The 15,582-nt window shown below is 71.4% G+C and carries 15 protein-coding genes; 8 read left to right on the top strand and 7 right to left on the bottom strand.

Annotated elements, in window-relative coordinates; genetic code table 11:
- Positions 1 to 9: 9 nt before the first annotated feature.
- The 3 genes from amgK to ACE3TA_RS16115 are packed head-to-tail and all read right to left on the bottom strand — an operon-like array spanning position 10 to position 2,433.
- Positions 10 to 1,098 carry an N-acetylmuramate/N-acetylglucosamine kinase AmgK gene (gene amgK, locus ACE3TA_RS16105; RefSeq protein WP_374575315.1) on the bottom strand — a complete coding sequence of 363 codons (1,089 nt, stop codon included), beginning with the start codon at positions 1,096 to 1,098 and terminating at the stop codon, positions 10 to 12.
- Positions 1,082 to 1,561 carry a tRNA (adenosine(37)-N6)-threonylcarbamoyltransferase complex ATPase subunit type 1 TsaE gene (tsaE, locus tag ACE3TA_RS16110; RefSeq protein ID WP_374575316.1) on the bottom strand — a complete coding sequence of 160 codons (480 nt, stop codon included), beginning with the start codon at positions 1,559 to 1,561 and terminating at the stop codon, positions 1,082 to 1,084. The genes amgK and tsaE overlap by 17 nt, the downstream gene beginning before the upstream one ends.
- A complete protein-coding gene (locus ACE3TA_RS16115; protein ID WP_374575317.1) occupies positions 1,558 to 2,433 on the bottom strand; it encodes a GNAT family N-acetyltransferase in 876 nt (291 codons plus the stop codon). Before ACE3TA_RS16115 ends, tsaE begins: the two co-directional genes overlap by 4 nt.
- Before the next feature lie 128 nt (positions 2,434 to 2,561).
- Between ACE3TA_RS16115 and ACE3TA_RS16120 the strand changes: the two genes are divergently transcribed.
- The 5 genes from ACE3TA_RS16120 to argE all read left to right on the top strand — a co-directional run bounded on the left by ACE3TA_RS16120 (position 2,562) and on the right by argE (position 8,448).
- On the top strand, positions 2,562 to 4,073 hold the full coding sequence (locus tag ACE3TA_RS16120) for a CoA-acylating methylmalonate-semialdehyde dehydrogenase (protein WP_374575318.1): 1,512 nt from the start codon (positions 2,562 to 2,564) through the stop codon (positions 4,071 to 4,073).
- A gap of 25 nt (positions 4,074 to 4,098) precedes the next feature.
- Positions 4,099 to 4,740: a hypothetical protein gene (locus ACE3TA_RS16125; protein ID WP_374575319.1), complete on the top strand. Its 642-nt coding sequence runs from the start codon at positions 4,099 to 4,101 to the stop codon at positions 4,738 to 4,740.
- A 34-nt stretch (positions 4,741 to 4,774) separates the two neighbouring features.
- Positions 4,775 to 6,016 carry a lipase family protein gene (locus ACE3TA_RS16130; RefSeq protein WP_374575320.1) on the top strand — a complete coding sequence of 414 codons (1,242 nt, stop codon included), beginning with the start codon at positions 4,775 to 4,777 and terminating at the stop codon, positions 6,014 to 6,016.
- Positions 6,017 to 6,073: 57 nt separating this feature from the next.
- Positions 6,074 to 7,186, top strand: coding sequence for a cell division protein ZapE (gene zapE, locus ACE3TA_RS16135; RefSeq protein ID WP_374575321.1), 1,113 nt, complete (start codon positions 6,074 to 6,076; stop codon positions 7,184 to 7,186).
- An 80-nt stretch (positions 7,187 to 7,266) separates the two neighbouring features.
- On the top strand, positions 7,267 to 8,448 hold the full coding sequence (gene argE / locus ACE3TA_RS16140; RefSeq protein ID WP_374575322.1) for an acetylornithine deacetylase: 1,182 nt from the start codon (positions 7,267 to 7,269) through the stop codon (positions 8,446 to 8,448).
- On the opposite strand, the gene ACE3TA_RS16145 is transcribed toward argE, so the two are convergent.
- On the bottom strand, positions 8,408 to 9,448 hold the full coding sequence (locus tag ACE3TA_RS16145; protein WP_374575323.1) for a glycosyltransferase family 2 protein: 1,041 nt from the start codon (positions 9,446 to 9,448) through the stop codon (positions 8,408 to 8,410). The genes argE and ACE3TA_RS16145 overlap by 41 nt on opposite strands.
- A 34-nt stretch (positions 9,449 to 9,482) precedes the next feature.
- Here ACE3TA_RS16145 and rfbC point away from each other — a divergent pair, with 34 nt between their 5' ends.
- Genes rfbC through ACE3TA_RS16160 form a run of 3 tightly spaced genes read left to right on the top strand, consistent with a single transcriptional unit; the run spans position 9,483 to position 12,586 of the window.
- Complete coding sequence (gene rfbC / locus ACE3TA_RS16150) at positions 9,483 to 10,040, top strand: dTDP-4-dehydrorhamnose 3,5-epimerase (RefSeq protein WP_374575324.1); 558 nt, start codon at positions 9,483 to 9,485, stop codon at positions 10,038 to 10,040.
- Positions 10,041 to 10,049: 9 nt separating this feature from the next.
- The gene (locus tag ACE3TA_RS16155) at positions 10,050 to 10,409 is read left to right on the top strand and encodes a hypothetical protein (RefSeq protein ID WP_374575325.1); all 360 of its coding nucleotides are present in this window, start codon (positions 10,050 to 10,052) and stop codon (positions 10,407 to 10,409) included.
- 50 nt (positions 10,410 to 10,459) lie between these two features.
- Positions 10,460 to 12,586 (top strand): discoidin domain-containing protein, encoded by a 2,127-nt coding sequence (locus ACE3TA_RS16160; RefSeq protein WP_374575326.1) that lies wholly within the window; start codon positions 10,460 to 10,462, stop codon positions 12,584 to 12,586.
- A 110-nt stretch (positions 12,587 to 12,696) separates the two neighbouring features.
- Here ACE3TA_RS16160 and queG read toward each other — a convergent pair whose 3' ends face one another.
- From queG to ACE3TA_RS16175, 3 genes are all read right to left on the bottom strand, one after another.
- A complete protein-coding gene (gene queG / locus ACE3TA_RS16165; RefSeq protein WP_374575327.1) occupies positions 12,697 to 13,857 on the bottom strand; it encodes a tRNA epoxyqueuosine(34) reductase QueG in 1,161 nt (386 codons plus the stop codon).
- Positions 13,838 to 14,524 (bottom strand): glutathione S-transferase family protein, encoded by a 687-nt coding sequence (locus ACE3TA_RS16170; RefSeq protein ID WP_374575328.1) that lies wholly within the window; start codon positions 14,522 to 14,524, stop codon positions 13,838 to 13,840. Before ACE3TA_RS16170 ends, queG begins: the two co-directional genes overlap by 20 nt.
- A 67-nt stretch (positions 14,525 to 14,591) precedes the next feature.
- Positions 14,592 to 15,533, bottom strand: a complete 942-nt coding sequence (locus tag ACE3TA_RS16175) for a cation diffusion facilitator family transporter (RefSeq protein WP_374575329.1) — start codon at positions 15,531 to 15,533, stop codon at positions 14,592 to 14,594.
- Positions 15,534 to 15,582 lie beyond the last annotated feature (49 nt).

A 15,582-nucleotide genomic window follows, 5' to 3' on the forward strand; every position in this document is an offset into this window, starting at 1 on the left:
CGCCACTGCTCACCGCCGGGCCTCGGGCGGGATGTTCGCGTCGAACCAGGCCTTGATCGGCGCCAGCTCCGGATCGGCGAGGCACTGGTTCAGATAGCGCCACATGCGCGGCATGAAGGCCTCGTACTTGGGCCGCCCGAAACCGGCGACCTGCCGCGCGAAGATGAACAGGATTCGTGACACGTTGAGGGCGCCCAGCGCGTGGTAGTCGGCCAGGAACCGGGCGCGGTCCACCTCGGGGCGCAGCTCGAAATAGCGGGCCAGGGCCGCCGCCTCCCGCTCGGGCGACACGTCCCGGCGGCCGTCGTGCAGCAGCATCGACATGTCCCAGGCCGGGTGGGCGCGCAGGGCGTCCTGGAAGTCCAGCATGCCCACCCGCGCCGGACCCTTGCGGCCGGGCAGCCAGATCAGGTTCTCTGCGTGGTAGTCGCGGTGGCAGAAGACGCCGGCGCCGGCTTCGCCGCGGGCGCGGATCGGCGCCCACAGCGCGTCCCATTCGGCGACGGCCTCGGGGCTGAACGGAGCCATGCCGGCGTACTTCGGCCACCACTCCAGGAACATCTCCCCGCCGGTGGCCAGCGCCAGGTCGTCGTAGGCGAGCAGCGGCCAGCGCAGGCCGTCGACGGCCAGGATCTCGGGCGGGCGGACGGCGTGGATGGCCACCAGGGCGTCGATGGCGTCGTCGTAGAGCGGCGCCTCGTCCGCGCCGCCGGCGATCAGGTTGGCGTAGAGGTCGTCGCCCAGGTCCTCCAGCACGGCCAGGCCCGCCTCCACGTCGAAGGCGGCCACCCGCGGCGTCGACAGGCCCTGGCCGTGCAGCCAGTCCGCCGCGCAGATGAAGGCGTCCACCCGGCCGGCGGCCAGCCGGGCCATGGCGTTGTAGCCGGCCGCGCGGCGCTCGGCGGGCGTGGCCGCGGGCGGGCAGGGCGAGCTCTCCACCGGCGGCTGGTCCATGAAGATCAGGCTCGGCTTGCCCGGCCGGTGCAGGCGCTCGTAGCGGCGCGTGGAGGCGTCGCCGGCCAGCATCTCGCGCTTCGCATCGCCCAGCCCCTGGTCCGCCAGGAACGCCGTCTTCAGGGCCTCACGATCCAAACTCAAGTCCTCGTCCTGTCCACGATCCGTGCGGGGTCAGGCGGGCGCGCCGCGCCTCGCCGTCCGGTCCCGATTCGGGGGTCAAATCTATATCAAGTCGGTCGGCCGGCAGCGCGCCCTCCAGCCGCTCGGGCCACTCGATCAGGGCCGCGCCGTCCTCCAGCGCCTCGTCCAGGCCGATCTCATAGGCCTCGTCGGGCGAGGTCAGCCGGTAAAGGTCGAAATGGGCGATGTTCAGCCCGCGTCCGTCATAGAACTGCACCAGGGTGAAGGTGGGGCTGGGCACCTCCTCGTCAGGCGCGGTCAGCGCGCGGATCAGCGCCCGCGCCAGGGTCGACTTGCCCGCGCCCAGCGGGCCGGACAGGCACACCGCCTCGCCCGGGCGCAACACGCCGGCGATGGCCGCGCCCAGGCGCGCCGTGGCCGCCTCGTCGGCGAGGCGGATATCCCGCGCGGACACGAGGCTCATGCGAAGGGCCGGTCCGGGTGGCGGGGCAGGACGGTCTCCACATAGGCCTTCAGCGCCGTGGTGGCGGTCGAGCTGTCGGGGTCCAGGGCCGAGGGGGCGATCGGCGGGCCGACGATCAGCTCGAACTGGCGGCCGCGCTTGTTCAGCAGCTCGTGGAACAGGGTGATGTCGCGCAGCTCCTGGGAGAAGCGGTCGAACAGGTGGAAGAGGGTCGACCAGGGCCCGGCCAGATGCATCGGGATCACCGGCGCCTCGTAGCGGCGGGCGATGGAGAGCGCGCTGGCCATCCAGGGCGGGTCGCAGAGCTTTCCGTCCGGCTCGCGCCGGGCCAGCCGGCCGGCCGGGAAGATCGCCAGGGCCCGCTCGGCCTCCATGGCCTCCTTGGTGAGCTGCAGGGTCAGGCGCGTGCGATCGCGGGTGCGCTTCTCCTCCACCCACTCCACCGGGATCAGCACGTCGGAAAATCCGGGGGCGACGCGGTGCGCGTCGGCGTTGGCGTAGAAGCACAGGTCCGGGCGCAGCGGGCGCACCGCGTCGTAGACCGCGATCCCGTCGGCGATGCCCGTTGGGTGGTTGGAGATCAGCACCGCGCGGCCGCTGGCGGGAATGCGCTCCAAGCCCCGCGCGCGCACCTTCACCGACAGGAGCGCGGAGACGTGATCCAGGGCCGCCTGCCCGCCCATCGGCGCGATCACGTCGGCCATGCGCCGGGCCTTGGCGTAGTTCAGGAGGCGGTAGAGCGCAGGGCGCAGCAGCGGCCAGGCCGGGTGGCCCGACAGCTTCGGCGCGCGCTCGGCGATCAGCACGTCGACGATGTGGTCGTGGCCGGCCCGCGTCTGCGGCAAGGCGGCGGCCGAAGTGGCGATCGTCATGAGACGGAAGATGCTCTTGCCGTGCGCCTGTGGGCAAGAAATCCTTTTCGGCCCGCGCCCGCGGGGCTGGTCAAGCCGGGGCCCACGACCTACACACCAACCCCTGCGTCAAGCCAGGATCACCAGTCATGCGCACCATCAATCACTACATCGCCGGGGCTTCGGTCGAGAGCCGCACGGGGCGTTTCGGGGACGTGTTCGATCCCAACACCGGCCAGGTGCAGGCGCGCGTCGGTCTGGCTGACGCCGGCGAGGTGGACGCCGCGGTGCTCGCGGCCCTGAAGGCGCAGCCGGCCTGGGCGGCGGTGAATCCGCAGCGCCGGGCGCGGGTGATGTTCGCTTTCAAGCGCCTGGTGGAAGCGCGCATGCAGGAGCTGGCAGAGCTCTTGTCGAGCGAGCACGGCAAGGTCGTGGCCGACTCCAAGGGCGACGTGCAGCGCGGCCTCGAGGTGGTGGAGTTCGCCTGCGGCATCCCGCATGCGCTGAAGGGCGAATACACCGAGGGCGCGGGCCCTGGCATCGACGTCTATTCCATGCGCCAGCCCTTGGGCGTGGTCGCCGGCATCACCCCGTTCAACTTCCCGGCGATGATCCCGATGTGGATGTTCGGCGTGGCGATCGCGGTGGGCAACACCTTCATCCTGAAGCCCTCCGAGCGCGACCCGAGCGTGCCGGTGCGGCTGGGCGAGCTGTTCATGGAGGCCGGCGCCGACGTCGGCATCGACGTGACCGGCGTGCTCAACGTGGTGCACGGCGACAAGGCGGCGGTGGACGCCATCCTCGAGCACCCGGAGATCTCGGCGGTGAGCTTCGTCGGCTCCTCCGACATCGCCCACTACGTCTACCGGACCGGCGCGGCGCACGGAAAGCGCGTGCAGGCCATGGGCGGCGCCAAGAACCACGGGATCATCCTGCCCGACGCCGACCTGGACCAGGCGGTGAAGGACATCATCGGCGCGGCCTACGGCTCGGCCGGCGAGCGCTGCATGGCCTTGCCGGTGACCGTGCCGGTGGGCAAGGGCACCGCCGAGGCCCTGCGCGGCAAGCTCCTGGCCGAGATCGAGACCCTGAAGGTGGGCCTGTCCAGCGATCCGGCCGCGCAGTACGGCCCGGTGGTGACCGCCGCGCACAAGGCCAAGATCGAGGGCTACATCCAGACCGGCGTCGACGAGGGCGCCGAACTGGTGGTCGACGGGCGGGGCTTTTCGCTGCAGGGCTACGAGGACGGCTTCTTCGTCGGCCCGACCCTGTTCGACAAGGTCACCACCGACATGAAGACCTACCAGGACGAGATCTTCGGGCCGGTCCTGCAGATCGTGCGCGCCGACAGCTTCGAGGAGGCCGTCGCGCTGCCCTCCAAGCACCAGTATGGCAACGGGGTGGCGATCTTCACCCGCAACGGCCGGGCCGCCCGCGAGTTCGCCCAGAAGGTCAACGTCGGCATGGTCGGCATCAACGTGCCGATCCCGGTGCCGGTGGCCTACCACAGCTTCGGCGGCTGGAAGCGCAGCGCCTTCGGCGACGCCAACCAGCACGGCATGGAGGGCCTGCGCTTCTGGACCAAGGTCAAGACGGTCACCGCCCGCTGGCCGGAGGGCGACGTCGCCGACTCCGCTTTCGTCATCCCGACGATGAGCTGAGCCGGGGGCTCCTGGGGAAGCCGCGATGAAGAACGTGCGCCTGTGGGTGATGCTGGGCCTGTTCGCCGTGCTGCTGGGCGGCGCCTTGTGGGCGGTGTGGAACTTCGACCTGCGTTGGCGCCCGCACACCATCCACAGGGACCAGGCCGAGATCGCCAAGATCCTGGAGGAGGCCGGCTGGGTCTCCCCGGGGCTGGCCGGACCCAAGCTCTACATGGTCAGCTTCCGCTCCTGCCCGGACTGCATCCGCTTCAAGACCGAGCAGTTCCCCGACCTGCACAAGGCCGGCGTCGACACCCGCGTGATCGAGGTGGCGCGGCGTGACTACAACGGCGTGTCCAAGTCCACGCCGGAGGAGCGCTCCACCGTGGCCGAGCTGTGGGTGAACCGCTCCTGGAAGCTCGCCGAGGACTGGGACGCCACCCCCATCGAGGCCTGGAAGGCCGGCGGCATCATCCCGGCGGACGACAATGCGGCCCGCAGCGCCGTGGTCGAGGCCGGCCGCAAGATGGTCGACGACCTGCGCCCGCTGATGAAGAAGAACGGGGTCAACTTCGCCTATCCGCTGCTGGTCTGGTGGACCAAGGACGGGCGCATGCGCGCCTGCGCCTGCGAGCGGCGCGAGACCTACAAATACGTGCGCAAGGAGTTGGGGCTCGCCGACTGAGCCTTGGCGGCGTGAGGAAACGAGGGGGAGGAAGATGGTCAAGGGTCTGATGGGACGCCTGGCGGCGGGCGCGGCCGTGGCCGCGATGCTGGCGCCGACGCTGGCCTGCGCGGCGCAGCTGGACCCGGCCCAGGGCGATGGCGGGGTTCCGGCCTTCTACCAGTGGACCGAGGCGGTTCCGGCCACGCCGGGGGCCATGCTGCGCACCGAGCCCCTGCCGGCCGAGCTGGTGCTGGCCAACGCCGCCAGGGGCGTGCGCATCCTCTACGCGTCCACCAACGGCATTGACGGCAAGACGCCCACGCCGGTGTCCGGGGCCCTGTTCCTGCCCAAGGGCGCCCCGCCGGCCGGCGGCTGGCCGCTGATGGCCTGGTCGCACGGCACGGTGGGCGTGGCCGATGTCTGCGCGCCCTCCTTCGCCGGCCGCTCGCAGCGCGACATCAACTACCTCAACCACTGGCTGGCCCAGGGCTACGCCGTGGTCGCCTCCGACTACCAGGGCCTGGGCACGCCCGGCGGGCACCCCTACATGGCCTCGCGGCCGGCGGCCTACAGCGTGCTGGACAGCGTGCGCGCCGTGCAGCACGGCGATTTCGGCCTGTCCAAGGAGGTGGTGATCGTCGGCCAGTCGCAGGGCGGCGGCGCGGCCTTCGCCACCGCCGGCTACGCCTCGACCTACGCGCCGGAGCTGGACGTCCGCGGCACGGTGGCCACCGGCACGCCCTGGGTGACGCCCAGGATCTTCCAGGCGGTCACGGCGGCCGGGCGCGACAAGCCGCAGGCCACCTTCGGCTACGTGCTCCTGATGCTCTACCTGATCAGGCAGACCGACCCGTCGTTCCAGTTCGCCGACTACGTCAGCGACAAGGCCATGCCCGCGGTCAAGCTCGGCGCGACCGGCTGCCTGCAGGGGGTGGAGGAGGCGGTCGTCGACGACGGCCTGACCTACGAGAACAGCTTCATCAAGGACCCGACCGAGAAGCTGAACGCGGTGTTCGGCCTGATGGGCTACGCCACCCTGGCTCCCGCGGCCCCGGTGTTCATGGGCACCGGCGCCCTGGACAAGGACGTGCCGCCGCCGATGCAGCAGGCGCTGATCCGCTCGGCCTGCGCCGCCGGCGCGCGCATCGAGGCCCATGAGTACGAGGGCCTGGACCACTCCGGCGCCGTGAACGGCTCGCTGGGCGATTCCACCCCGTTCGTGAAGAAGGCCTTCGCCGGCGAGACGATCGGCGGCAACTGCGCCGACAACTGGGCCACGCAGCCGGCGCAGTAGCCACGGCGACGCTTCGCGCGTTGTGATCGGCGCGATCCCGCGCTAGGGGGCGGGGCGATGTCCTCCCCGCTCCAGACCGCCTACGCCGAAGCCCTCGCGGCCGGCCACATCCGACCCGATCCGATCCAGGCCAAGGCCCTGGAGGCCCTGGTGCGGCTTGAGACCGACCTGGCCGGCGACAACGGCGGCGGGCTCCTGGCGCGGTTCCGCAAGCCGCAGAGCCAGCGCGGCGTCTACCTGTGGGGTCCGGTGGGGCGCGGCAAGTCCATGCTGATGGACCTGTTCTTCGAGACCGTGGCCGTGGAGAAGAAGCGGCGCACGCACTTCCACGTCTTCATGGGCGAGATCCACCGCCTGATCGACGCCTGGCGCAAGGGCGACGCGGCCGCGCGCAAGGCCCGCTTCGGCCAGGCCAAGGGCGACGACCCGATCCCGCCGGTCGCCGACGTGGTGGCGGCCGAGGGGCGGCTGCTCTGCTTCGACGAGTTCCAGGTCACCGACATCGCCGACGCCATGATCCTGGGCCGGCTGTTCGAGGCGCTGTTCGCCCGCGGCGTCACCCTGGTGGCGACTTCCAACCGCGCGCCCGACGACCTCTACAAGGACGGGCTGAACCGCCAGCTCTTCCTGCCCTTCATCACCCTCCTGAAGGTCAACACCGACATCGTCAGCGTGGCCGGCCAGCACGACTATCGCCTGGACCGCCTGCGGGCGGCGGGGGTCTGGTTCTCGCCGATCGACCCGGACAATGAGCGCCAGTTCGAGGGGCTGTGGCGCGACATGCTCGACGGCGAGGACGAGATCGGCGAGACCCTGGAGGTGCTGGGCCGCAAGGTGCACCTGCCGCACGCCGTGGGCGGCTTCCTGCGCGCCAGCTTCGCCAGCCTGTGCTCGGTGGCGCTCGGCCCCAACGACTATCTCGCCGTTGCCGACCGGTTCCACACCGTCTTCCTGGAGGGCGTGCCGGCCATGAACCCGGCCCGGCGGGAGGAGGCGCGCCGCTTCGTCACCCTGATCGACGCCCTCTATGAGGCCCGCACCAAGCTCATCGTCCTGGCCGCCGCCGAGCCGGTGAAGCTCTATCCCGAGGGCGACGGCGCCTTCGAGTTCGAGCGCACGGCCTCGCGCCTGCAGGAAATGCGCTCGGCCGACTGGCTGGAAGACCGCTAGGCCGCCTGCCGGGCGCGCAATCGCCCGCCCGCCGGCCGGCCGCGCTTCCCCGGCCTTTGTCCAGCGCGTAGGGTCCGCCCATGTCTTCCGCAGAAACGCTCGCGCCGCGCGCGATCGAGATCCTCGAGCGGCTGGTGGCGTTCGACACCACCTCGCACCTGTCCAACCTGGCCCTCATCGAGTGGGTCGAGGCCTATCTGGCGAGTTACGGCGTGGCCTCGCGCCGGGTGCCCAACGCCGAGGGAACTAAGTCCAACCTGATGGCCACCATCGGCCCGGCGATCGAGGGCGGGGTGGTGCTGTCCGGCCATACCGACGTGGTGCCGGTGGAGGGCCAGCCCTGGGTCACCGACCCCTTCAAGCTGACCCCCAAGGACGACGGGCGCATCTACGGCCGCGGGACCTGCGACATGAAGGGCTTCCTGGCCCTGGCGCTGGCCGCCGTGCCGGACCTGGTGGCCAAGGGCGCGCGCCAGCCGGTGCACCTGGCCTTCTCCTACGACGAGGAGGTGGGCTGCCTGGGCGCGCCGGACATGATCAAGCTGATCGCCGCCGAGCTGCCGCGCCCGGCGCTGGTGGTGGTGGGCGAGCCCTCCAACATGGAGGCGGTCAGCGGCCACAAAGGCATCTCCACCTTCAAGGTGGTCGTCACCGGCCACGAGGCCCATTCCAGCCAGACCCAGCTCGGCGTCTCGGCGGTGATGCAGGCGGTCAGGCTGATGGGAAGCCTGTCGGACCTGGCCGTCCAGCTCGAGCGCAAGGCCGACCCGGACTCGCTGTTCACCCCCAAGCACGCCACCTTGACCATCGGCATGGTCAACGGCGGCACGGCGGTGAACATCCTGGCCCGCGAATGCGTCTTCTATTTCGACCTGCGCTGCCCGCCGGGCCTGTCGCCCGACGGCGTGCTCGCGGGCTTCTTCGCCGAGGCCAAGGCGATGGACATGGCGCTGGAGGCGCGCTTCCCCGAGGCCGGCGTCCAGGTGATCCGCCGCTCCAGCACGCCCGCCTTCGCCCCCGAGGCCGACGGTGCGGCCGAGGCGTTCGCCCGCCGCATGGCCGGCGACAACGGCCCCCAGCGGGTGGTGGGCTACGCCGCCGAGGCTGGGCAGTTCCAGGAGGCCGGCTTCTCCACGGTGATCTGCGGGCCGGGCTCCATCGACCAGGCCCACCAGCCCAACGAGTTCGTCGAGCGCTCGCAGATGGAGCGCGGCGCGGCCTTCATGGCTCGCCTGGTCGATTGGGCTTCAACGGACGGATGACGGGGCGGCGGCCGCGCAGGTCGGCGGGGTTCCAGGTCATGGCGCGGGCCACGGTCCAGGTCGAGGCGCGCCGCGCCGCCTGAACCGCGCGCCGGGTGCGCAGCACCTGCGGCAGTCCCTTTACGCCCGCCTTCAGCCCGCGCCACATGGCCGGGGCGCGGTCCTTGTTGGCCCGCCGCGTGGCGATCAGCGCCACGGCCAGCACGTGCAGCGGCAGGACCAGCGGCAGGAGCAGCGCCGGCGTGTCCTTCACCAGCACCCAGAAGCGGTTGCGCGTGCCGTGGAACACCGCGAAGTCCGACTTGGGGCCGCCGGACGAGGCCGAGCCCACGTGGCGCACCACCGCGTCCGGCACGATCAGGGTCGATTCCCCGGCGAGCTGCAGGCGGTAGCCCAGGTCCACGTCCTCGCAGTAGCAGAAGAAGGTCTCGTCGAAGCCGCCCAGGTCCTGGAAGAGGCGCGTCTCGATCATCATCGCCCCGCCGCAGGGCGAGAAGACCTCGCCCTCGGGCGTGTTCTTCGGATCGGGCGTCATGTAGCCGCCGCGATAGGGGATGCACGGCCCGCTCATCACGTCGCCCAGGCCGTCCAGCACGGAAGGATCGTCGTCCATCAGCTGGCGCGAGGTGAAGGAGCGGTAGTCGGACCGCCGCCGCGCCGCGCGCAGCAGCGCCTCCAGCCAGTCCGGCGCGGGGAAGGCGTCGGGGTTCAGCAGCACCAGCCAGCGGCCCCGCGCGGCCTTGGCGCCGATGTTCACTGCGGCGGCGAAGCCCAGGTTGGCGCCGTTCTCGATCAGCCGGGCCTGGGGGTGCGCGGCGGCGACCGTCTGCGCCTCGCCCTGCGGCGAGGCGTTGTCCACCAGGATCAGTTCGAAGTTGGCGAAGGTCTGCGCCATCAGCCGTTCGACGCAGGCGTTCAGGGTGTCCGCGCTGTTGTAGGCGACGATCACCACGCTTGCGGCGGGCGTCTCGGCCTTGTTTTCGTCTCCCGGCTCGTCCATGCGGAGGGCTGTTCCAATTACTTTGACGAAGGCCATGACGACGATCGTTCCGCTCGCCCTGCCCGAGGTCCTGCTTATCACGCCCAAGCGCCATGGCGATGCGCGCGGGTGGTTCTCCGAGACCTGGAGCCGCAAGACCCTGGCCGAAGCCGGGGTCGACGCCGACTTCGTGCAGGACAACCAAGCCTTCAACGCCAAGGCCGGCACGGTGCGCGGCCTGCACTTCCAGCAGGCTCCGCATCCCCAGGCCAAGCTGGTGCGCGTGCTCAAGGGCGCGATCCTGGACGTGGCGGTGGACGTGCGGCCCGGCTCGGCGACCTTCGGCCAGTGGGTGTCGGCCGAGCTCACGGCCGAGGGCGGCGAACAGCTCTTCGTGCCCCGCGGCTTCGCCCACGGCTACGCCACCCGCGTGGACGACACCATGCTCTTCTACAAGGTCGACGGCCTCTACGCGCCGCAGACCGAGGGCGGCGTCCTGTGGAACGATCCGGACCTGGCCATCGACTGGGGCGTCGGCGCCGGGGACGCGGTGCTTTCCGACAAGGACAAGATCCTGCCCCGGCTGAAGGACATGGCGCCCGCCGCCTTCTAGGATAGCGACATGGACCCCCACCTGATCACCTCCGGCGCGGCCGCCTTCGGCACCCTGGCGAGCCTGGCCCTGGCCATCGTCGTCACGCGGCGGTTCGTCGCCGGCCGCGCGCCGCGGTTCCGCTTCGCCGAGATCCTGGTCTGGATCACCCTGGCGATCGGCTTCCTGCTGGCCTGGTTCCCCGGCTTCCTGTTCGGCGGCCATTTCGGCGGGGCGGTGATGGCCGCCCTGGCCGGGCTCGTCGGCCTGCCGCCGGCGATTCCGGTGGCCCTGGGCATCGCCGTGGGCGTCACCGTCGCCCTGACCGCCCTGGCGCTGATCCTGCCGCTGCTGGCCGCCTACATGCTGCTCAGGGACAGGGCCGCCTGAGGCGGTTCTGCGGCCTCGCGTTCGCGCCGGCCGGCTGATAGTTGAGCGGCATGGTCCGCTCCCGCGTCGCCGTCGTGCTCCTCAGCCTGGCGCTGCTGCCGCTGGGTGTCGGGGCGGCGCGGCCGACGCCTACGCCTACGCCTATGACGGTGACGGTCGACCTGACGGACGCGGGCCGGCGCGGCGAGTTCCGGCCCGACCGGGCCCTCGGCGCGGGGATCGACGGCGCCCAGGCCGGCGACATCGACCGGCTCCTCACCGACCACAACATTTCGGCGATGCGCTCGGCGGGGCTCGCCTCGCTCACCTACCGCCTGCGCACCGAGCTCGGGATCGAGGCCTGGCACTGGAACGAGGCGGGAAGCTGGAGCGATCCGGCCCGTCAGCAGGGCTACTGGACCTCCAGCGACGCGCTTGGCGCGCCGATCATGCTGTCGCACGGCTACCACCTGCCCCGGCGCGGCGACACGATCGACAACGCCAACAACGCCGACTACTCGCGCCTGACCGACGGCGATCCGGCCACCTTCTGGAAGTCCAACCCCTACCTCGACCGGCGCTTCACCGGCGACCCGGCGCCGCATCCGCAATGGCTGGTCGCCCGCCTGGACGCACCCTCGCTGATCGACGCGGCCAGGATCGACTGGGCCGAACCCTACGCCACGGCCTATCGCGTGCAGTACTGGACCGGCGCCGACGAATACGACCCCGCCGGCCGCTGGGCCGACTTCCCCGGCGGCGTGGTGGAGGACGGTCATGGCGGCTCGGCCCTGCTGCGCCTGTCGCCAAAACCCGTCGTCGCGCAGTTCGTCCGTATACTGATGACAAGGGGCTCGGGAACCGCGCCGGCCGGCTCCACCGACGTGCGCGACCGGCTGGGCTATGCGGTGGGCGAAGTCGCCTTCGGGACGCTTTCGGCCGACGGCGCGCTGCACGACCTGGTGCGTCACGCGCCCTCGCACACCGCCCAGACCTTCACCCACGTCTCCTCCACCGACCCCTGGCACCGGGCGATCGACCGCGATCCGGACCTGGAGCAGGCGGGTCTGGACCGGGTGTTCCGCGGCGGCCTCGGGAACGGCCGGCCGATCATGGTCCCGGTCGGCGTGCTGTTCGACACGCCAGACAATGCCGCCGCCGAGATCCGCTACCTGAAGCGCCGCGGCTATCCGCTGGAGCGGGTCGAGCTGGGCGAGGAGCCGGACGGCCAGTACGGCGAGGCCGCCGACTACGGCGCGCTCTATCTGGAGACGCTGGACCGGCTGCGCGGCGAGGCGCCGGAGCTCGTCTTCGGCGGCCCCAGCCTGCAGAGCGCGCTCACCGACACCTGGATGGACCCCGATCCGGACAAGTCCTGGAACAGCCGTTTCATCGGCTACCTGAAAAGCCGTGGCCGCCTGGCCGACCTCGGCTTCTTCTCCTTCGAGCACTATCCGTTCGACGACATCTGCGGCGACATCCACGCGCGGCTGCTGGACCAGAACCACCTGATGGACCGGCTCATGGCCCGGCTGGCGGACGAGGGCGTGCCGCGCGCGATTCCCTGGCTGATCTCCGAGTACGGATTTTCCGCCTACTCTGGCCGCGCGATGTCGGAAATGCCGAGCGCCCTGTTGATGGCCAACATCGTCGGCCAGTTCCTGACCGAGGGCGGGGCGGGCGCCTACATGTTCGGCTACGGGCCCAACACGCCGGTCAACCAGCACCAGCCCTGCGCGGGCTATGGCAACATGATGCTGTTCATGGCCGGCGCCCAGGGCCAGGCCGCCCAGCCGATGCCGAGCTTCTACACCGCCCGCCTGCTGACCCAGGACTGGCTGGCGCCGGGCGATGCGCTCCACCGGCTCTACGTCGCCGAGGCCAAGGGTTCGCTCGGCGAGGCGGTCAAGGCCTACGCGGTTCGCAGGCCGGACGGAAAGCTCGGCCTCCTGATCCTCAACCGCAGCGCGACGCAGGACGCGGTGGTGGACGTGGCGGTGCGCACGCCCCGGCGCGGGGCTCATCCGCTGCACGGCCGCGCGGACGTCTGGAGCTACGGCCCGGCGCAGTACCAGTGGCTCGACCTGGGGCCGAAGAGCCGGCCGGGACGCGACCTGCCGCCCGCACACGCGGTGCTGTCCCGCGGCGACTGGAGGCTCATCGTCCCGGCCGACAGCCTTGCGGTGGTGGTGGGCTGAGTTCCTTGCGACGTCCGTCATCCCCGGGCGCGTCCCGGGGATCCAGCCCGACGCCTCGCCGCGGCTGCGGCGGGGGTTGGATGGCCGGGACGAGCCCGGCCATGACGGGTCTAGGGTTGAGCTGCTGAGCCAGCCGCCGAGGTCCACTCCGCGCGCACGGCCTCGTCGGTCTCCGCGGCGAGCCGCGCCTCCCGCAGCCGGCCGAACGCCGCCGCGGCCAGCAGCCGTCCCGCCGCCCAGGCCGCCGCGCCCCGCACCAGGGGCGAGGGATCGCCCAGCCGCGGCTCGACCGCCGCCATCAGCGCCGGATCGCCGGAGTTGCCGAGCGCGTAGAGCACGTTGCGCACGAACCGGTCGCGGCCGATACGCTTGACCGGGCTCTTGGCGAAGAGGGCGCGGAAGGCCGCATCGTCCAGGCCGGCCAGGTCTTCCAGCGCCGGCGCCTTCAGCGCCTCGCGGGCGGCGAGCCTGGCTTCGCGTCCGGCCTGGGCGAACTTGTTCCACGGGCAGACCGCCAGGCAGTCGTCGCAGCCGTAGATGCGGTTGCCCAGCGCCGGGCGGAACTCGGCCGGGATCGGCCCCTTCAGCTCGATGGTCAGGTATGAGATGCAGCGGCGCGCATCGAGCTGGAACGGCGCGGGGAAGGCGCTGGTCGGGCAGACGTCCAGGCACGCGTGGCAGGAGCCGCAGCTCTCCGTCGCCGCCTCGTCGGGCGTCAGGTCCAGCACCGTCAGGATCGAGCCCAGGAACAGCCAGGAGCCGAACTGGCGGCTGACCAGGTTGGTGTGCTTGCCCTGCCAGCCCAGGCCCGCGCGCTCGGCCAGCGGCTTCTCCATCAAGGGCGCGGTGTCGACGAACACCTTCAGCTCGCCGCCGAAGCTCGCCTGCAGCCAGCGGGCCAGGGCCTTCAGCCGCGGCTTGATCAGGTCGTGATAGTCGTCGCCCTGGGCGTAGGCCGAGATCACCCCGCGCTCGCGGTGGGCGAGGCCGGCCATGGGATCGGTCTCGGGGCCGTAGTTGACGCCGAGCACGATGGCCGAGCGGGCGTCGGCCCACATGGCGGCGGGATGGCCGCGGCGCTCCAGGGTCTCGGCCATCCAGGCCATCTCGCCCTGGCGGCCGGCCTCGACGAACTGCGCCAGCCGGCCCGCCGCCGGCCAGGGCGCGCGGGCGTCGGCGAAGCCGCAGACGGAAAAGCCCAGGCTGAGCGCCTCCTCGCGGATCAGCTCTTCGCGGGTCTTGGCCTTAAGCTCAGAAGTCGAGGTCGTCATAGTGGCCGGCGGGCGCCAGGCCCGGCCAGCGGTCGGCCAGAAGCGGCCTGAAGCAGGGCCTGGACTTCAGCTTCACGTACCACGTTTTCACCGAGGAGAAGTCGCGCCAGGGCACGTCGCCGAAATAGTCGATCACCGACAGGTGCGCGGCGCCGGCGAAGTCGGCCAGGCTCAGGCGCCGGCCCGCCAGCCATTCGCGCGCGGCCAGCAAGCTCTCCATGTAGACCAGGTGCGCGCGCAGCGCCTCGCGCCCCTGGCGCAGGTTGGCCAGGTCCGGCGCGCCCAAGCCCAGCAGGCGCTTTTCCATCTTCTCGTGCAGCAGATAGCCGCCGACCTCGTAGTCGAACTTGCGGTCGAACCATTGCAGCAGGCGTCGCGCCTCGGCGCGCTCCTCCGGCTCGCGGCCGAGCAGCGGCGGCTCCGGGTGCTGCTCCTCCAGGTGGTCGAGCACGGCGCGGCTTTCGCAGACGACCAGGCGGCGTCCGTTCGCCTCCTCCACCAGCACGGGCGTGAGGCCGGAGGGATTCAGCGCCACGAACTCCTTGGGGCGCTCCCAATAGCGGACGGACACCTCCTTGAACGGCAGGCGTTTTTCACCGAGCGCGAGGCGAACCTGGCGCGAGGCGGGATCCAGGGGGAAGTGGATGAGGGTGCGTTCTACACTCATGACGGGATCGCGAGAGATCGGACTCTCTTAAAGCGCTCAATCCCTTAAGGCGTATTTAAGACCCCGTTTACGACGCCGGCCGGGTCTCGGCGAAAGCGCCCCCGTGGGGCTCGGCCCGGCCGCGCGGGTCGGCGTGGATCAGGATGTCGGCCGAGGGGAAGGCTTCCAGCACCCGCTTCTCGGCCTTGACGATGGCCGCGTGGGCCGCGTCCAGCGTCAGGTCCGGGTCGAGGTCCACGTGCATCTGGATGTGGATGTAGGGGCCCGAGGCGCGGGTGCGCAGCTGGTGCACGTCGGTGAGCGAGCCGTCCTTGGTGATCAGCTCGACGATCCTTGCGCGCGCTTCTTCCGGCAGTTCGCGGTCCATGAGCTGGTTGGAGGCCTCGCGGAACACGCCGATCGCGCCCCAGAGCAGGAGCGCGGCCACCGCCAGGGCGGCCACGGCGTCCACCCCGTTCAGCCCCATCATGGCCGCCGCGGCGATGCCCACCAGGGCGATGATGTTGGACGCCAGGTCCGTGGCGTAGTGGGCGCGGTCGCCGGAGACGGCCACCGAGGAGGTCTTGCGCAGCACCTGGGTCTGGGCGGTGATCAGGAAGGCGGTGAGCACCGTGGAGACGGCCATCACCGCGATGGCCCAGCCTTCCGCCTCCAGCGGGTGCGGCTCGAACAGGTGGCGGATGGCCTCCTGGCCGATCAGGGCGGCGGAGGCGAACACCAGGCCGCCCTGCATCAGGCTGGCGAAGGCTTCGGCCTTGCCGTGGCCGAAGCGGTGCTCGGCGTCGGGCGGGGCCGCCGCGTAGCGCACCGCGAAGAAGGTCACCAGCGAGGCGATCAGGTCGAGGCCGGAGTCCGCCATCGAGGCGAGCAGGGCCACCGAGCTCGAGGCCATCCAGGCGGCGAGCTTGATGATCACCAGCACGAGCGCCGTCGCCACCGACATCAGGGTCACGCGGCGGGTCAGGGCGGCGGATTCGGCGGGCGAAAGGCCCGGGGCGGCTGACGTCATGGAGCGCTGTTTACCGCCGCCCAGGGCTCGCCCGAAGCGCGAATGACTC

This window comes from Phenylobacterium sp., assembly GCF_041916435.1.
Taxonomy (GTDB): domain Bacteria; phylum Pseudomonadota; class Alphaproteobacteria; order Caulobacterales; family Caulobacteraceae; genus Phenylobacterium.

What these genes read in the sequence shown, in the direction of transcription:
- tsaE (WP_374575316.1), bottom strand. Translation starts at nt 1,561, where the DNA reads ATGAGCCTCGTGTCCGCGCGGGATATCCGCCTCGCCGACGAGGCGGCC.
- ACE3TA_RS16115 (WP_374575317.1), bottom strand. Translation starts at nt 2,433, where the DNA reads ATGACGATCGCCACTTCGGCCGCCGCCTTGCCGCAGACGCGGGCCGGC.
- ACE3TA_RS16120 (WP_374575318.1), top strand. Translation starts at nt 2,562, where the DNA reads ATGCGCACCATCAATCACTACATCGCCGGGGCTTCGGTCGAGAGCCGC.
- ACE3TA_RS16125 (WP_374575319.1), top strand. Translation starts at nt 4,099, where the DNA reads ATGAAGAACGTGCGCCTGTGGGTGATGCTGGGCCTGTTCGCCGTGCTG.
- ACE3TA_RS16130 (WP_374575320.1), top strand. Translation starts at nt 4,775, where the DNA reads ATGGTCAAGGGTCTGATGGGACGCCTGGCGGCGGGCGCGGCCGTGGCC.
- zapE (WP_374575321.1), top strand. Translation starts at nt 6,074, where the DNA reads ATGTCCTCCCCGCTCCAGACCGCCTACGCCGAAGCCCTCGCGGCCGGC.
- argE (WP_374575322.1), top strand. Translation starts at nt 7,267, where the DNA reads ATGTCTTCCGCAGAAACGCTCGCGCCGCGCGCGATCGAGATCCTCGAG.
- ACE3TA_RS16145 (WP_374575323.1), bottom strand. Translation starts at nt 9,448, where the DNA reads ATGGACGAGCCGGGAGACGAAAACAAGGCCGAGACGCCCGCCGCAAGC.
- rfbC (WP_374575324.1), top strand. Translation starts at nt 9,483, where the DNA reads ATGACGACGATCGTTCCGCTCGCCCTGCCCGAGGTCCTGCTTATCACG.
- ACE3TA_RS16155 (WP_374575325.1), top strand. Translation starts at nt 10,050, where the DNA reads ATGGACCCCCACCTGATCACCTCCGGCGCGGCCGCCTTCGGCACCCTG.
- ACE3TA_RS16160 (WP_374575326.1), top strand. Translation starts at nt 10,460, where the DNA reads ATGGTCCGCTCCCGCGTCGCCGTCGTGCTCCTCAGCCTGGCGCTGCTG.
- queG (WP_374575327.1), bottom strand. Translation starts at nt 13,857, where the DNA reads ATGACGACCTCGACTTCTGAGCTTAAGGCCAAGACCCGCGAAGAGCTG.
- ACE3TA_RS16170 (WP_374575328.1), bottom strand. Translation starts at nt 14,524, where the DNA reads ATGAGTGTAGAACGCACCCTCATCCACTTCCCCCTGGATCCCGCCTCG.
- ACE3TA_RS16175 (WP_374575329.1), bottom strand. Translation starts at nt 15,533, where the DNA reads ATGACGTCAGCCGCCCCGGGCCTTTCGCCCGCCGAATCCGCCGCCCTG.